Here is a 16406-nt window from a genome sequence, read left to right on the forward strand (position 1 = left end):
GAAATCCTTGTTCCGCAAGCCCGAAGTCCGCTACGCCGCCTCCTGACCATCAACTATTTGCCTTACGGGTCAATAAGCCTAGGAGTTTCCGTCGTCCGATGGGGACCCGCGCAACCCCGCGCAAGCCACGTCCTGACCAGCGCAACCGAGCGCATCGCTCGCCATCTGGCGCCTCAGTCGGCAGTCCGATTGCCTGATTGCAAGAAGTTCCCGGGTGGCAGCAGAGGCGGAGTGTCGCGCCCTGGTTGACGGAGGTGAAGATGCGAAACGACGAGTCGACGAGCCAGAGTGCGCAGGCTGAGGCTGCCGAGCGGGAGGCTGCCAAGCAGCGCATTCTGGCTCAGGCCGAGGCGGAACGCGTACCCGTGGACGACATGACCCGTGCGGTCCCGGACCGGCGGTGGCGGCGTGACCAGCGATGACCTCCCCATCGGCCGACGCGTCGCTGGCTGGCGGGTGCGGCGGTCGATGACGCAGCAGATGCTGGCCGATCGCCTGCGTCGGTCGAAGAGCTGGGTGGACAAGATCGAGCGCGGCGTCCGCCCCCTGGACCGGTACTCCGTCATCCAGGAGGTGTCCCGAGTCCTGCGAGTCGACCCGGAGGTGCTGCTCGGTCAGCCGCCCAGCGCCCCGACGAGCGCCTCGGCTGGGGTGGACGACATCCGGGAGGTGCTCGCCCGCTACGACACCCCGCCGGGTCCACCGCCGTCGCATGAGTTGAGGCGGCAGGTCGGGCATGCCTGGTTGTCGTACCGGCACGCGCACTACCCGGAGCTGCTGCGCGTGGTGCCGGGTCTGCTCGACGCCGCGCAGGGTGCCCGGTCGCCGGAGCTGCTGGTGCGGGCGTACCGGCTCACCGTGCTGCTGCTGGTCAAGCTCGGCGAGGCTGACCTCGCCTGGCTGGCCGCCGATCGGGCGATGGGCGCTGCCCAAGACGACCGAGTCCTCGCGGCGACAGCGGCAATCGCGGTGGCCCAGGCGCTGCGCGCGTCGGGTCGGGACTGGCTGGCCCTGTCGGCGACCCTCACCGCGTCCTCCCGCGTCCTCCCGCCCTCGTCCGACCTCGGTGATCATGAGGTTGGCGAGACTGGTGGAGATCAAAGTGCCCGCCAACCTCATGATCATCGGGGCGGGGGCGGGGGCGGGGGCGGGGGCGGGGGCGGGGGCGGGGGCGGGGGTGGGGGTGGGGGTGGGGGTGCGCAACGGGGCTGGGGAGAGCGCCGGGGTGAACGTCGAGGGTGGGCGGTGGGTGGGACGTTGTTGGTCCAGGCCGCCCTCGCTGCCGCCGGCTGCGGTGAGCACCGTCGCGCCGGCGAGCTGATCGACCGGGCCGTGGGCGTCGCCGTCGACCTGCGGGGTACGACGACCCGCACTCCACCAGTTTCGGGGCGGTGGTCGTGGAGATGGCGCGGGTGCTCCTCGCCGCGCAGCGGGGTGACACCGACGGCGCACGGACACGACATGTGAGCATCGTGCGGCGGGAGGGGTGGCGGCGGTTGCCGGCCGAGTATCGGGGTGCCTACCTGCTCGATGTCGCGCGGTTCTACCTTCGGGCCGGTGACCTGCGTGGGGCGGCACGGGCGTTGGTCGACGCGGACAGTGTCGCGCCGGGTGAGGTTCGGGGGCGGCCTTTGGCGCGTACCCTCATCGCCGATTGTGCGTGCGCGCAGCCGGCGCCGGCCGGCGTGGCGCGGCTGGCGACGCTGGTCGGGCTTACCCGCTGACGCTGCCCGCCCCTTTCACGACCAGCGGGTGCATTCGGCGACGAGGCGGGGGTCGGTGCGCACCCAGACCTCGCCTCCGGCATTGTCGGCCGCGGCATCGACTCGTTCGAGGCCGAGGAGTTCAAGCAGCGGGAGCAGGGTGGCCCGATCGGCGCGGTCGTCGTCGGCGTCGTGGGAGTCGAAGAAGACGTAGTACTGGTCGCTGGGGTCGACGTGGCCCGAGTTTGCCCAGATCCGGGCTACCTCGTGGAGCGCCGCTGCTTGCGTCGTGATGGTGGCGGCGCGGGCGGCACCGCGGGTCTCCGGTGCCGCGTCGAGGTCGGCGAGGTCGGGGAACCACTGGCCGAAGTGGTCGAGGCCGCGATAGCCGTTCTCGAAGAACAGCATTGCGCTCGGAAGGTAGCGGTTGGCCCGGTCGACCCGCAGGTGTGCCGACCGGGGCGGGTCCGCCTCCTCGATCCGGGAGATCACGCCCAGGCGGGGCATGAGCACCAGGCTCTGCCGCGCGGGTTCGTCCCTGATCGTGTACGTGTCGGAGTCTCGGCCCCGGAAGAACGCGGAGAACGCCACATAGGCCTCCTGCGGGTCGCCCACCGAGACGTGCTGCGCGGTGCCGTCACCGGCGGTAAAGACGAACTGCTTCGGTCCGGGGCGGTAGGGGCGGGCCATGGGCGTCCTTCGGTCTACGGGCGAAAGGCCCGTCAGCCTATCGGGGGTCGGCTTTCCGGGAACGTGAGAATCGGGCGTGTAGTTCGGCACTGCTGGAAGGGGAGAGACAGCAATGCTGGTATCCGGTCATCTCGGTGCGGTGCTCATCGGTGCCCTCGTCGGCCTGCTCGGCCGGCTCATCCTGCCGGGGAGGCAGCGGATCGGCGTCGTCGCCACGTTCGTCATCGGCGTCGGCTCGGCGGTGCTGGGCACCGTGGTCGCCAGGGCGCTGCACGTCGACGACGACGCCGGCGTGCGGGTGTGGGTGCTGCGCTGGGATTGGATCGTGCTCGCGATCCAGGTCGGCCTCGCGATCGTCGCCGTGGCGCTGGCGAACATGCTCACCTTCACCCGGCTGGCCGGCGGTGACGAAACTCTTCGTCGGCGGATCCGTCGCAGCAAGGCCAAGCGCGAATCCTGACCGCCGCTCTTCTCACGGTGCGCCTGAGGCCCGCGAACCGAGCGGCCGGCCCCCGCCAAGCTGATCCGCTGCACGTGTCACGTCGGCGGTCCTTGTCATGACGACTCGGCCGGCTCTTTCGGAGGACAGTTGAAGACGTCCGTGATAAGGACATCGAGTTGCGCGACGTGCTGCGGGAGGTCGGTCCGCAGCGCGGCGATGGCATCGGCCCACTGGCCCTTCTGCTCGGCGGTGATCCTGTCCCGGTTTTCGGCGATGAACTTGCCGGCGACGTCGAAATTTTTTGCGGACTTGATGTCGTTGATCATGCCGAGGATCGACACGGTCACTGCGGTGGCGTCAGTGGGGCCGTCGATGGCGGTGACCATGTCGGCGAGGTTGGCGGTGCTCAGGCCGCCCTCGAGGCCGGTGCCGAGGTGCCCGGCGGCCGCAAGGCTTCCCACGGCCTGCAGGAGGGTGCTCGGCCGGTGGGCCTCGACGGTGGCGTCGGCGTAGTCGAAGACGACGTCGACGTGCCCGGTCGAGCTGAACTCCAGTGCCGGGGCGAAGACCCGCAGGTCGCGTTGATCGGGGACCCGCTGGATCATCTGCTCGACGTGCGCGCGGTGGGCCGTGACGTCCTGCGGTGACCAGGTCTCGCGGAGCTGCTTGAACAGCTGACGCCGGTTGGTGACCGGCGCCCAGATGAGGGAGCCGAGGGCGTCGTCGACGCGGGTGACGGCAACAGTCGGGTGGGCCATCATCCTCGCTGCGGCCAGGACGCCGGCATCGAGCCGGGACCACAGGTCGGTGGAGGTCTCGGTGCCCCCATCCGCTCGGGCGACGGTGGCCTGCCAGCTCGGTTCGAGCTGCGCGAGGCCGCCGCCGGCCCCCTGCGGAATCTGGTGCAGCACGGTCGCGCCGTACTGCTCGGTGACCCGCAGAAGGCTGAGATCGACGGCTCCACGCCGTACGACGATGGGCAGTTGGCCGCGTTGGGCGAACTGTTCGAGAAGATGGTTCAGCGCGCGGATGTCATGCGCGGTGTCGGCCGTCCGTCTCGAGTGCGGGGTGCCGAGCAGGACGACGGGGCGCTCGGCATCGGCCAGGGCGGCCAGCTGCTCGACCGTGGTCCGTGCCACGCCCGCGTTGCTGCTCGAGATGACGTAGACGTGGGATTTCTGCTGTACGCCATCGTCCAACCGCAGCGGCCACGACGGCGGCTGCCCTGGCTCGACCATCGCGGAGTGCCGCGCGTCGATCTGTTCGGCGCGGATGGGGACGGTTTCGGTGCCGTCGTAGCCGCCCAGAGCGTTGGTGTCGCCGACGAGTTGTTGGAGGACGAAGAGTTGTCGGGGTTGGAGGGCGCCCTGGGCGAGGTGCGATTCGGGGTGCAGGGCGGTGCCGTCGGTGCTGAGAGTGGGGATGCCCATGGTGTTGCCGCGAACGGGGTCGTCCGGCAGACCGAGGTTGTGCAGGAGTTCGTGGACGTACGCCTCGGCGGGGGCGTCGGTCCACCAGCGGAACTGGTTCATGGCGCCGGTACCGCCGTTGGGTCGTACGGTGAGTTCGATCGGTAGGTGGGCATTGGTGCCCGGTGGGACTCGTTCGACCCGGAAAGTGAGTCGGTCGCCCATGGTGGGCAGGACGTTTGTGGGGTTATCGCTGAGTTTGCGGGCGCCGGACAGCAGGGCGGCGAATACTCGGTCGCCGTCGTCGGACGTGAGGTGATGAGGGTCGGTGATGGATACGCGGACGGTGAGTTCGGTGCGCCAGGTGTCGTTGAGCAAGTAACGGCGCACGTCGAAGGCGGAGCGGGTCAGCTGGTCTGAGTGCGGGTGGACGGAGACGTGGGCGCGTACGCCGACTGTCGCCTCGGCGCGAGCCGCCTCGACCTCCGATGCCCACGGCACCACGACGGGGCTACGCACATCGACCGGCCAGACAGGCGCCCCAGCCAGGCTGGGGGGTTTTGGCAACTGCCGCCTACGCTGCGCCGGCATGTGGGGGGCGGCCATGTCCAGCATGAAGCCCTGAACCATCTCGTCGGTCACCTCGACTGCGCCCGAACCCAGGCCGTTGGCCTCGATGAACGTCTGCAGCATCGGCAGCACCTGCTCGGACGTGAGTGCGGTGCCGTTCGTTCTGGCCGACTCCAGAACCTGCGCGAGTAACTGATTCCGGAATGACGCGGCCGGATCGGCATGCTTCCGCGTACCGGTGACCTTCCGTGCGAGGGCATCCACCATGCTGCGGCTCGCGCCCACCGTGCTGCTCCGGCGTCCAACAGGGTGGCTGTAAACGCCCTGCAGCTGCCGTCGCATTTCCGGGGACAGTTTGACTTTGCGTCGACTTAGCTCAGCTATCACCGTGTCGGCGAGGTCGATGGGTGCGTCGGCGGGCGCGACCTCCGAGGTGTTTCGCGCCGGACCGCGCAGGTCGACGACGGCGTGACCGGCCACGCTCAGGTCGATCTGTGCCAGTCGATTGTCGTCGTCGAGCAGGAGATCGACTTCACGGCCCAGGGTGGGTAGATCGATCTCCTCATTGCTCGTGCTGAGAATGATCGGCTGTATCGGATCGTCTGTGCCCACGGCCAGCGCGATCTCCCCGGCTGCGGTCCACACAGGGGTGACCGCGCCGCCCCCGAGCTGGGACAGCGTCGCCGCCGGGGTCGAACGTTTGTTGGCACCGCGTGTCTCGGCCCACCACGAGAGGGCCGACGCGTCGACGGTAGTCGGCTTGCCGGCGACCGCCCGGAAGAGAATTTCGGCCCGTCGTACAGGTGTCTCGTCGGGCGCGACCCGCGTTCTTACGCTGAGGAACATTCGCACCCGAGATATGCCTAGTGTGGCGGTCTCGGTCGGAGGCAGCGTCACCTGGCCGCGGGCGTCCAGCTGGGCATTGGCCTCGGCGAGGGCGCTGACGTCGAGTACCCACGATCCGCCGGTCGCGGTCCGATGCTGGCCGGAGGCCTCTGCCCCGACGAGCGCGCCGAAGCGGGATGGCACCTGCACCTGGATACTTCCGCGTTCGCGCTCGTGGCTGAGTATGGCCAGGCCGCTGGGAAAGTGCGACAGCAGGTCAACGATTGGGCCAGTGGTGGGGGCATCCCGCGGCAGCGTGAGGTAGCCGAGGAGGTGGCTGGCCGAGTTGGGCGGCGCGGCGGCCATCGCTCGTCGCACCAGCAGGGCGGACACGTCGTTCGGCTCCGCGATCTTGCCCGCACAGAGAGCTGTTACCGCGTTCTGCTGGGCTGCGGGCTCGAGGAACCAATCCCGGTGGTCCTGGTCATGCCAGAACAGGGATGCAAAAGCCGTGGTGAAACCATTGTTGCCGAAGAATTTCCTCGGAATGTTATTCGTCCGGAAGGGTAGCCAACCACGGTTTCCGTTGTCGTCTACGAGGTTCGCGAGGACGAACGCTTTACTCGCGAGTTTCTTAACGAATGGGTCGTCCTCGGTCGCCAACGGCTCCTGGAGGATCACGACGTGCATCCCGTCCCCAGGGTCTGGCAGGCGACTCGTGTAGGTGGCAGCTGTCACCTTCTCACCCTCGTGGGTTCCCAAGGTGGGAGGGAGTGTGATCTTGTCGCCGTCGGTCCTGCCGGCCTCGATGGTGATCGAGGCGACGAATTCCGGCCGCAGTCGATCGAGAAGCTCAGCTATCTTAACGTGTGGGGCGACCGGTACGGCGGTATAGATGATGGGGCCGTCCGCTCCGGCAACCACCTGGTGTTTGTTGATCCAGACGTGCTCCGCCCGGTCGTAGCCAGCCTCCCCTCGGGTGACCAACGCCGATGGCTCGAAGCGGGTGTGGACGGCCGGCAGGACCATGGTGTGCGCGGAAAGGCCCTGGCCGATGCGGACCGGCACCGTCACGCGGCCGTCGGCGCGCGAGATGTCCTCGCGCAGCGTGTGTGGCTTCAGGTAATGCCGGGCCGCCTCCGCGACTTCCGCGATGGTGGCTCCTCGGCGGACCGGTACGCGGACCTCGCGCTTGAGGCTTGCTGGCAGCGACCCCTGGCCCGCTCCTGGCGTCAGCGCGACATTGACCAGTTCTGCCGTGGGCACATCGGGGGATGAGGTGTGACCGTCAAGGCGGTTTCCCAGTTCGGAGATCACGTTGATCGCCGGCGGAACGGCCCGCAGCGCCTCGTCGACAGATTGCGCTCGGTGTAGCTGGAAAACCGGCCCCGTGGCCGCGTACCACAGGATCGTGTCGTCGGCGGGGTTGTGACTGCCCAGCACCACGCGGCTCGGGGCGCGGACGCTGCGGGACAAGGCATCCGTGATCCGCTGCTGGATGGCGCGGGTGAACTCCCTAGCCGCTTCCGGGTCCCCGTAGAGCTGAAGCACCAGGATGCGACGCGCACCGTTCCCGAACTTCTTGAAAAGCTCGTCATTGGCCACCGCCCTTGGAGTAACCGCGTTGAGCCCATCCCAGAGGAACGGGCTGCCTTCGTGAAGTCCCACCACGCCAGCGACCGTCACCGTTCCCGGTGGGAGATGGATGCCGGCGGTTTGTGCGGTGAGCGTGTCGTTGAGGGCTTGCTGGTTCCATGCCAGATAGCGCACGATCTCGCCAGCCGGTTGGGGCGACAGGGCGGTCGTGGCCGGTGCCGGTGCGACAGTCCTTCGTGGACCGGGCGCGGCCGTGGCGGTTGTGGCCGGTGCGGGTGCGACGGTCGTCTGTGGACCGGGCGCGGCCGTGGTGGTCGTCGGGAGAGAGGGAAGGGGCCGTGAGCGGACGGCCGCTTTCTCGGCGGTCGGGGCCGGTGCGGGCGCACTCCTGCTGGTGGGCCCGGCCGCCGGAAATGTGCTCCAATTGTCGACGATGTGCTGCAACCGCGACGGGTCGAGTTTTTCCGGCTCTCCCGCCCTCACCTCCAGCTCTACAGTGTTCCCGACCGGATCGGTGAGCGCCCATCCGGAGGGAGAGCTGAGCGACTGACCCTGCCGGCCCGCGACCACCGCGGTGTGGGCGTGAATCGGGTGAGCGATCAACACGCCGAAGTCCGACGCCAATTCGCGATAGATGGTTTCGGTCGGGTGACCAACCCTGTCCAGCACCAGGACAGCTTTCAGGTGCTTGTCTATGCTGGCGAATGCGCCGGCGGCCTGGTGGCTGATTCGAACTACCGACTCGACATCGGCTGGTTTTGCTCTCTCTGCGTCCACGATGAAGACAGTGAGATCACCCTGCTCGAGGCGGGTGACACCCTTTTTGACCAGTGCGTCTACCCCGTCGACGGTGAGCGCACCCGCGACGGTCTCCGCAGGGTGGCTGACCGGTGGGCCCACCTCGTCGACGGTGTGCGCACCCGCGACGGGCTTCGCCGGTTGGAGGACGATCTGCGCCAGTTGGCCCTCGCCATTGAGGTAGACCTCGGCAGGCACGTTCAGCAACTGCTCGGTCAGCGAGAATTTCCCAGGCGGCACCGGGGCGAGAAGCATGACTTTTTTAATGTCGGCGGCCCCGACCGCCAGGTACACCTTGCCGCTCAGCCAGACCGGCGTGAGGGTGCCCGCGGGAAGGTTCTCCAGCGTGCTCAAGGCCGCTTTCTGCCGCGTCGCCTTCTGGCTGTTGGCCCAAGCCGCGACGGTCACCGCTTCTTCCGGCGTCAGCATCCCGCTGATCGCGTGGAAGAAAATATCCAACGGATTGCTATTCTGTTCGACCGGGTTGGGCTTGGGCCGTTTGGCCAGGTTGTCTAGCAGGCCCTGCAGCCTGTCCACGAGATCGCCGCCGGTCGCCGGCGCCGAAACGGGCTCTGGCAAGGTGACCACGCCGGACCGCTGAAGCACGGCGTTACGGTCGGCCAGTGCGCGCAGATCAACCATCACGTAGGGGTCGCCCTCCGAAGAGGAGACCCGCCGCGCATACTGCGGCGGCACCTCAATTGTGATTGTGATGGAGTGCGGTGCGGGTTCGAGGTCCCCCCAGCTCAACAGCATGAGGCCCTGCGGGAAATTCGTCGCCAGCACCTCACCGATCGGACCGAACAGCGGCGGCGAGTCCGAGGGGAGGCTCAGCGATCCGGTGACCACCGAGCCAGCATCGAGCGTCCTGTCCTCGAACGTCATGCGGAGCAGATCGAGTTGCCCCTTGCTGGCCTCGCCCGCTACCAGGCTATCGACCGCCTCGGCCAAGAGTCGGTATGGGTTTTGCTCGATCCGCGACGGCGGGATGGGTAGCGGCCGTCCAGGCCGGGCCGCGCCGGCCTGAGTGGCGTGCAGGTCCGTCGCGGCGACGGCGGGGCCGACGAGCGTCGCGCCCTCGGTCAGCGGTAGGAACCACGCCTCGGTGTCATCTGCGATCTCGACCGGGCGACCGAGCTGACCGTCCAGCAGGGCTACTCCGTCCGCCAACCGCACCGCGTTCACGACGTGCTGCGGCTGTCCGGGTGTGTCCGGCACCGCGACGATGCCGCGATCCCACACCGCGGCCGCGCCCAACGCCCGGCGTACGTCCGCGACGGTCGCGTGCAGGAAGCGGAAGCCCTGCTCGGGAATCTTGACACGGCGCTCGGTGTCGTTCGCGTAGTTGACCAGGTCGTTGAGCTCAAGCGGGTTCGAGGGCGGCACCTGAAACCGAAGAGCGCCTCTCTCCTGCAAGCTCATGTCGGTGCCGATCGCGGCCAGGACACAGTTGGTCACGAAATCGCCGCCGACACCGAGCCACGGATTGATCTCCGCCAACCAGCTCAGATCGGCCAGCTCGGGAGCCGGCGTCGGCGTGACGATGCTGCCGGTGACGAGGGCGCTTGCCTTCTCGGACACGTCCGCGTGGGCGATGCTCAGGGTGCTCGGGCGTCGAGGCAGGGTCGCGGCCCGTACACCCGTCGGGGTGTCGTGTAGGAGCCCGACGCCGCCGGGAAACTGCAGCGCCAGCGCAGTCGTCACGTCGTCCCGGCTGTCGACCGTGACCAGCCTAGCCTCCCCAGGTCCCAGGGTCGCCAGCTCACGCCACAGCCCGATCACTCCACCTGTGACAGGTGTGGCCTCCCGGACCGAGGTGGTGAGTTCGTGGATGCCAGCGAGGCCGCCGATCCGGTCGATGAGGGAGTCGAGGACCGGCCGGAGCAGGCCCAGCTCGGCTCCGTCGGCACCAACCCACCGGACCTGACCCGGCACCGGGGGGCCGGTCAGCGCCTGCCCCGGGCTGTCGCCGTGGACGGCCGGATGCTCGGTGATCAGGTGGAGTTCCGGCAACACCAGGACGTATTCCACGTCGGCCGGGGTCTGCGCCGGACGACCCTGAGCGTCGATCGGCAACATTCGTTCGGGGGCGTCAGCGGTGAGCGTGGTGCCCGGGACAAGCACGGGTAGGCCCAACTCGTTGGCGCGGGCGAGGGCCCCGGCCGCGTCGAGTCCAGCGACGACCGACCTCGCCGACCCGTCCACTGCCCGTGCCACCACCTCCGGCGGTTGCGTCAGCAGCACGTCGCGCACCAGGGTGGAGCCGACCGCCCTCAGGTCTACGTGCAGCAGGAGGGTGCCGGGTACCGGCTGGGCGTCGAGCACTTCGGGCGGGACAGAGCCCGGCTCCGCACCCAGATAGACGCCCGCGTTCGGCAGCCACGTGACCAGGAACTCGGGACAACCGTCCATCATGTGCCGCTCTCCGCCCGCTATCTCGAACACCAGCCGGCCGGCGGGCACCGAGGCATGCGCTCCGCAGAGCGGTCCGTGAGATGGGGCTGACGGCCCGGCGACCGGCTGGGATTCCCGGTTGTTGCCGCCTCGGTGGAGCAGGCAGGCCAGAAGGCCTCGGCTGCGAAGTGTAGCGAGGACGAGTGAACGATCACCAGATCCATCGGGAGGGAAGATCGCGGTGGATGATCGGCATCCGAAGGCGGGAGATCCAGTCGTCGTACAGAAGTCTTCAAGCCGCGCTGTTTTCTGTTGATTTGCGCACCGGGTTGCGTCGCACGGTGACCGCTTCCCACCTGACGATGGAGTGTCCGCCGCCGCCGAGCTGATCGGCCCCAAGATTCGCGCACCATCAGGGATGCTGTGGTATCCCGCATGTCGGAGGCAGCATAATCCGGGACGTCACTCGGTCGTGAGGCCGTTGACACCGCAGGAGGTGCGCATAGTGGGCAGATGGTTCAACCGCAGCCGCAAACGCGACGACGAGCCACCGCGCGAACCCACGCCGACCGGCCCGGTCATCGAGATCACTGTCACCCATGATGGCCGCTCGACCACCCGGACGGTCGGCGGTCCGACCGCCTACGGCTTGCAGTACCACGCCTTTCACGAGCAGCACGGCGCGACCGACGCGCGAACCTTGGAGGCAGGGTACCGCTACGGGCAGGAGTTGATGCGCACCAACGACATCGACGATGCCGTGGCCGTCTATCAGGAGGTCGTCGGGTTGCGCAGCTCGGTGCTGGGGCCGGAGCATCCGGACACCCTGCGCACCAAGCACAGCCTGGCCTTCGCGCTCTGGCAGCGCGGCTCCCACGCCGAGGCGGAACGGGTGCAACGAGACGTCTACGACGCGCGGCGTCGGGTGCTGGGCGACGGGGACGCCGAGACGCTACGCAGCGGCAACAACCTCGGCTGGCTGCTGATCGAGCTGCGCCGGCTCGACGAGGCCGAGCCGCTGCTACGACGGGTCGCCGATGGGATGGCGTGGACGCTGGGCCGGGACGCCACAGACACCCTGACCTGCCAGATGAAACTGGCCGGCCTTCAGCACCTACAGGGCAACAGCCAGCAGGCCGAGCGCGCGTTGCGGGACGTGGTCCAGCGGATGAGCAGGACGATGGGCCCCACCAACCCGCTGACCATGCAGGCCCGCAGCAATTTGCTGGTCGTCCTGCTCGACAACGGCCGGGCGGCCGAGGCGGTCGACGCGGCCCGGGCGCTCGCGGACGATGCCGGGCGCGCGCTCAGCAACACCGACGGTGTACGTCTGCACGCCCGGCACTCCCTGGCCAGAGCGCTCGCGGGAGTGGGCCGGCGGGCCGAGGCGATCCGGTTGCTGGCCGAAACGCTGCCGGACAGTGAACGGGGTCGGGGCGTCGACCATCCCGCGACCCTGGAGATGCGGACGCTCTTCGCCCAACTGCTCATCGAGGCGGGTGACCGGCGGGCGGGCCGCGAGGCGCGGGCCGCGCTGGCCGGGTGCGAACGGGTACACGGCCCGACCCATCCCGACACGGAAAAAGCCCGTGCGCTGGTCCGGCGTACCCGCTGATCCAAACGGAGGTCAACCTCCGGTGTGGATGTGCGCCGCCCACAGCGTCGGCGCCAGCGGGTAGCGGTCCCGCAGCCCGCGCACGGCCGAGTGCAGCGCATACGCCGCCGAGCCAGTCGCGTCGCCGTGCTCGTAGAAGGCGGTGGTCAGGGCGAGGGAGACCGCGTCGTCGACCTCCCACAGGGTGCCGATGACATGCCGGAACCCGGCGAGCTGAAAGGCGCCGGTGATGTGCAGCGACTCGTCGACAAGGGTCGGCGGAGCCTGGGCGGTCGCGCAGGCCGACAGGAAGGCGAACTCCGCGTCCAGGTCGAGCCGGGACACGTCGGCCACGGTGAGCGGGCTGTCCTGGTGATCGTGCACGAGCAGCCGGCCCTGCGCCGGGTCCTGCGGGTCGGCCACGGCGTGGCACGCGAAGTGCGCGTAGGTCGAGTCGGCCAACCGATCCAGGACCTGCTGCCGGGTGGCCCTCGCGTCCAGCCCGACCCACGCTCCGGGCAGCGCCCGCGCCGCCGACGCGGCCTCACGTTCGGCGCTGGGCAGCGCGCCCGGGCCGTCGGGAGTGGCGCGCATCGCCACGACGCAGGACCGGGCGTCGTGCCGGGACTGCCGCGGCGCGGTGCGTCGACGGGCCAGCGCGGTCACGGTCGGGGTGTATGAGGAGACCACCCGGTCGAGGGCGGACCGACCGGCGCCGGACTGCGCGGCGTGCAGGGGGAAGAACGCCAGCGGACCGACCGGGCACCACCAGACGCGCGGCAGCTCGCCGGCCACCCCGGGCGCGTCGATCCGGTCCAGCACCGGCCCGACGAGGGCAGACCACAACCAATCGAGTACGCCGCTGAGCACCGACTGGGCGTGCAACCGGCTCCGCGCGTCCGCCGCCGGATCGTACGCCGAGGTGGTGGCCTCCTGGAGCAGCCGCAGCTGCGTCATCGCATCGGTCAGCGACAGATCAGGCAGCGGCAGCACCGTCACGCGGTGCCGCCGCAGGATCAGCGCGTCGCAGCGCAACTCGCTCGCGACCGGCACGATCACCGTCCCGTCGACCTGGTCGAGCAGTTGCCGGGCGCTGGGCGGGCGCAGGAAGTCACCCAAGCCGGGCAGCTCCCGGATCGTCGCCAGCAGCACGTTCCACTCGGTTTCCCGGTCCCGGCCGAAGGTGGTGGGTCGGGACGATTCGGGGGCGGGCGCTTCGAAGTCCCGGCGCATCCGCTGGAAGTCGGCAGCCAGACGCCCGTCGGCGCGTTGGAGCGCCGCCCACTCGCCGTCCGCCGTCAACCGTTGGTGCAGCAGCAGGCCCCGGCCACGCTCCAGCAGCTCCAAGGCCTGCTCCGGCTGCCCCGCGCCGATCGCGCAGGAAGCGGCAGTCGCCGCCAACCCGGCCGTCGAGCCGAGGTCGGCGTACTGGTCGTGCCGGGTACGTCCCCGGGAGGCCAACCGGGGCAGCAGCGTGATGGCCTCGTCGAAGGCATCCGCCGCCTCCTCCCACCGGCCCAGCGCGGTCAGCGTGTAGGCCGCCTTGTCGAAGGCCTGGATACGGACCGGCACGGCGCCGGAGTCGATGCGGCCGGCGGCGCGCGCCCGCTCGGCGGCCTCGGTGAGCAGGGCCGGCTCACCGGTACGCAGGTAGGTCGCCCGCAACGCCTGGGCGATGGACAACCCGGTTTCGGCACGATGCGGATCGCGCGCGGGCAGGGCGTCCAGCGCCTTGCGCAGCAGAACGAGCGACTCCTGAAGGTAGGCGGGCTCCCCGGTGGCGTCGTAGAGCAACCGCAGGCTGTAGCCCAACTGGTCCAGGTACAACGCGTGGTTGGCCTCGCCGCGTACGGAGAGCGCGAGCGCCCGGCGCAGCAGGCCGATCGCCGTCTCCAGGGCGGAGATGTCGCCCGTCAGCTGGTGCGTCTTCATTCCGACGGTGGAGAGGCTGGCGAGTGCCATCCGATGGTGTGGATGCCGTTCGGGGACGGTGTTCAGCGCGGCGGCGAACTCCTCCCAGGCCTGGCGGAGCAACTCGGCGCGACCGGTGCGGTCGACCAGGGTGAGCAACGTCTGCCCGAGCAGGAAACGAGGATCGTTGCTCCGCGGGGTGTGGTCCCGCAGCACCTCGACGGCCCGTTCGACGTCCCCCGTGTGGGTGGTCCCGGACGCCCTGGCCAGCAGGCACCGGGCTCGCAGCATGACGATCTGGTCCTGGTTGGGCCCGGTGGTGTCCACCGCGGACAGCAGGTCCAGCGCCTCGTCGACGTAGTCCTCGACACCGGTGAGCTGGTAGGCGCGCAACAGCGCCTCCGCGTGGATGCCCCGCAACGCGGGTCGATGCTCCTCGCTGATCCAGTTCTCGGCCATCTTGGCGATGGCCGTGAGCCGGTAGAGCGTGTCGACCGAGCCGTCGAAGTCGTGCCGGACCCGATAGACCTGGCAGGTCTTGAGCATCAGCACCGCGCTGTTGCCGAGGTCGGCCGAGGCGTCCTCCGCGAACCGCAGATACTGCTCGGCGATGTCCAGCAGCCGCGGCTCACTCTCGATCCGGGCTCTGGCCAGCAGCACATCGGTGTACGTGGCCAGCGCGCGGACGCCGTGCGTCGTACCCAACTCCTCGGCCAGAAAGGAGTCGGCCATCGTGCGGATCGCGGCCTCCAGCACGACGGTGGCCTCGATCAGGTCCTGCCGCGCCTGGTCCGCGTGGTACCGGTCGAGCAGCGCGGCCCCCAGCTCCACCTGGGCCTCGGCCCAGCGCCGGTCGCCGCGCCGCTGGCCGGCCGCGACACGACGCCAGTCGTCGACGGCGTCCCTTGAGTAGCCACCCACCGGCGTACCTCCCCGTCGCGGTTGCTCCCCAGCCTGCCAGCCGTGCGCCACATCGACAGGAGATAATCAGCCGATGAGTCAATCGGTGCCGGACAGGCGACTCGACGACGACCGGGCGACCCGACTGGCTCGGATCTGCGCGGACATCGCGCAGGTGGGCGACCTGCTCGGGCCGGAACCGGCCCGGGCCCTGACGCGGCTGCGGGACCGGTCGCTGTCCATCCAGGGCGTGGACGCGGTGCTCGCCGAGGTGACCGAGTTGATGCGCGTCGGTGGCCTGGTCGGTGGTGACACGACCGTCCGGGGAGACCGCTACCTGCCCCTGGCCGGCATCCACGGCCGCCGCCCGGAAGTGGTCCAGGTGTGCCCCGCCGACCTGTGCGACCGGGTCGAGATCCCCCGGCCGGACGCCGGCCCGCCGCCGCGCTGCGCCGTGTGGGACTGCCCGCTGCCGACGTTCCGGATGGACCGGTGAACGCGGTCATCGCCTCGCTCGGCGGGAAGCTGGCAGAGCGGTGGCTCGCCGGACTGGCGCTGCCCGGTGTGGTGTTCGTGGCGATAGTCACCGCGGCGGTGCGGCTCGGCCACGCCCACTGGTGGGACCTGCGGCTGCTGCGGCAGGAGGGGGACCGGCTCGCCCTCGGAGCACCGGCCCGGAGCACCGGGTCCGCGCTGCTGATCGTCCTCGGTGTCGTGCTGGGCGGCGTCGTCGCCGCGCTGGCCGCCCAGAGCCTGGAACGCCTGGTCATGGCCCTGTGGACCCAGGACTGGGGTCGGGCCGGCGATGCCCTGACCCGCCGCCGGCGGCGCCGGTGGAACGCCGCCATGCACCGGTATGAGACCGCCCTGCGGGATAAGGCACGCCGGTTGCGGTCTGCTGCCGACGACGCCGGACCACTACCGGACACCCAGGCGCTCGCCCGCGCCTGCGACCGTATCGCGTTGACCGAGCCGGACCGTCCGACGTGGATCGCTGACCGGATGCTCGCCACGGCGGTACGGGTGCGGGCCTGCTACGGCCTGGACCTGGCCGCTGCCTGGCCCCGGCTGTGGTTGCTGCTGCCCGAGGACACTCGGGAGCCGCTCACCCTCGCGCAGGCCGACTTCGCCGCCGCCGCCCGATGGGTGGGCTGGGGGCTGCTGTATCTGGCGCTCGGCCCGCTGTGGTGGCCCGCGGCGATCGTCGGCCTCGGCCTGTGCGTGGCGGGTTGGCGACGGGGCCGCGGCATGGTGTCCGTGCTGGCCGACCTGGTGGAGGCGGTGGTCGACCTGCACGTACGCACCCTCGGCGCCGCGCTGGGACATCCCACTGCCGGCACCTTCGGCACGGCCGACGGAGAGGCGGTGACCCTTTTGCTTCGCAAGGACCGGTGATCCCGGGGTCAGGTGCCGGCGGTCGGGCGGGGTTCCCGGGAACGTGAGATCCGGGCGTGTAGTTCGGCCTGTTGGAAGGGGAGAGACAGCAATGCTGGTATCCGGTTATTGACCCGTAAGGCAAATAGTTGATGGTCAGGAGGCGGCGTAGCGGACTTCGGGCTTGCGGAACAAGGATT

10 protein-coding genes are annotated in these 16406 nt (G+C 69.7%); 7 read left to right on the forward strand and 3 right to left on the reverse strand.

The features are described 5' to 3' along the window. Nucleotides 1-260: 260 nt before the first annotated feature. The 3 genes from ACLQ24_RS24340 to ACLQ24_RS24350 are packed head-to-tail and all read left to right on the forward strand — an operon-like array spanning nt 261 to nt 1724. Nucleotides 261-422, forward strand: coding sequence for a hypothetical protein (locus ACLQ24_RS24340; protein ID WP_425894029.1), 162 nt, complete (start codon nt 261-263; stop codon nt 420-422). After that, nucleotides 409-1467: a helix-turn-helix domain-containing protein gene (locus ACLQ24_RS24345; RefSeq protein ID WP_425894030.1), complete on the forward strand. Its 1059-nt coding sequence runs from the start codon at nt 409-411 to the stop codon at nt 1465-1467. The genes ACLQ24_RS24340 and ACLQ24_RS24345 overlap by 14 nt, the downstream gene beginning before the upstream one ends. Then, entirely contained in the window at nt 1464-1724 is a 261-nt protein-coding gene (locus ACLQ24_RS24350) for a hypothetical protein (RefSeq protein ID WP_425894031.1), read from the forward strand. The genes ACLQ24_RS24345 and ACLQ24_RS24350 overlap by 4 nt, the downstream gene beginning before the upstream one ends. A 15-nt stretch (nt 1725-1739) precedes the next feature. On the opposite strand, the gene ACLQ24_RS24355 is transcribed toward ACLQ24_RS24350, so the two are convergent. Then, nucleotides 1740-2393 carry a hypothetical protein gene (locus ACLQ24_RS24355; RefSeq protein WP_425894032.1) on the reverse strand — a complete coding sequence of 218 codons (654 nt, stop codon included), beginning with the start codon at nt 2391-2393 and terminating at the stop codon, nt 1740-1742. A gap of 112 nt (nt 2394-2505) precedes the next feature. On the opposite strand from ACLQ24_RS24355, the gene ACLQ24_RS24360 reads away from it, so the two are divergent. Beyond that, nucleotides 2506-2853: a GlsB/YeaQ/YmgE family stress response membrane protein gene (locus tag ACLQ24_RS24360; protein WP_425894033.1), complete on the forward strand. Its 348-nt coding sequence runs from the start codon at nt 2506-2508 to the stop codon at nt 2851-2853. A 95-nt stretch (nt 2854-2948) separates the two neighbouring features. On the opposite strand, the gene ACLQ24_RS24365 is transcribed toward ACLQ24_RS24360, so the two are convergent. Continuing rightward, on the reverse strand, nt 2949-10496 hold the full coding sequence (locus ACLQ24_RS24365; protein WP_425894034.1) for a hypothetical protein: 7548 nt from the start codon (nt 10494-10496) through the stop codon (nt 2949-2951). Nucleotides 10497-10932: 436 nt separating this feature from the next. Between ACLQ24_RS24365 and ACLQ24_RS24370 the strand changes: the two genes are divergently transcribed. Continuing rightward, nucleotides 10933-12042 (forward strand): tetratricopeptide repeat protein, encoded by a 1110-nt coding sequence (locus tag ACLQ24_RS24370; protein WP_425894035.1) that lies wholly within the window; start codon nt 10933-10935, stop codon nt 12040-12042. Between the two features lie 12 nt (nt 12043-12054). On the opposite strand, the gene ACLQ24_RS24375 is transcribed toward ACLQ24_RS24370, so the two are convergent. Continuing rightward, nucleotides 12055-14853, reverse strand: a complete 2799-nt coding sequence (locus ACLQ24_RS24375; protein ID WP_425894036.1) for a CHAT domain-containing protein — start codon at nt 14851-14853, stop codon at nt 12055-12057. Nucleotides 14854-14926: 73 nt separating this feature from the next. Between ACLQ24_RS24375 and ACLQ24_RS24380 the strand changes: the two genes are divergently transcribed. Continuing rightward, nucleotides 14927-15328 carry a hypothetical protein gene (locus ACLQ24_RS24380; protein WP_425894037.1) on the forward strand — a complete coding sequence of 134 codons (402 nt, stop codon included), beginning with the start codon at nt 14927-14929 and terminating at the stop codon, nt 15326-15328. Continuing rightward, on the forward strand, nt 15325-16227 hold the full coding sequence (locus ACLQ24_RS24385; RefSeq protein WP_425894038.1) for a hypothetical protein: 903 nt from the start codon (nt 15325-15327) through the stop codon (nt 16225-16227). Before ACLQ24_RS24380 ends, ACLQ24_RS24385 begins: the two co-directional genes overlap by 4 nt. The last annotated feature ends 179 nt before the right edge of the window (nt 16228-16406 follow it).

Origin of the sequence: Micromonospora sp. DT4 (assembly GCF_049841675.1) — a bacterium.
GTDB lineage: Bacteria > Actinomycetota > Actinomycetes > Mycobacteriales > Micromonosporaceae > Micromonospora.

Excerpts from the sequence above, each read along its gene's own strand:
- ACLQ24_RS24340 (WP_425894029.1), top strand. The coding sequence starts at position 261 with ATGCGAAACGACGAGTCGACGAGCCAGAGTGCGCAGGCTGAGGCTGCC.
- ACLQ24_RS24355 (WP_425894032.1), bottom strand. The coding sequence starts at position 2,393 with ATGGCCCGCCCCTACCGCCCCGGACCGAAGCAGTTCGTCTTTACCGCC.
- ACLQ24_RS24360 (WP_425894033.1), top strand. The coding sequence starts at position 2,506 with ATGCTGGTATCCGGTCATCTCGGTGCGGTGCTCATCGGTGCCCTCGTC.
- ACLQ24_RS24380 (WP_425894037.1), top strand. The coding sequence starts at position 14,927 with ATGAGTCAATCGGTGCCGGACAGGCGACTCGACGACGACCGGGCGACC.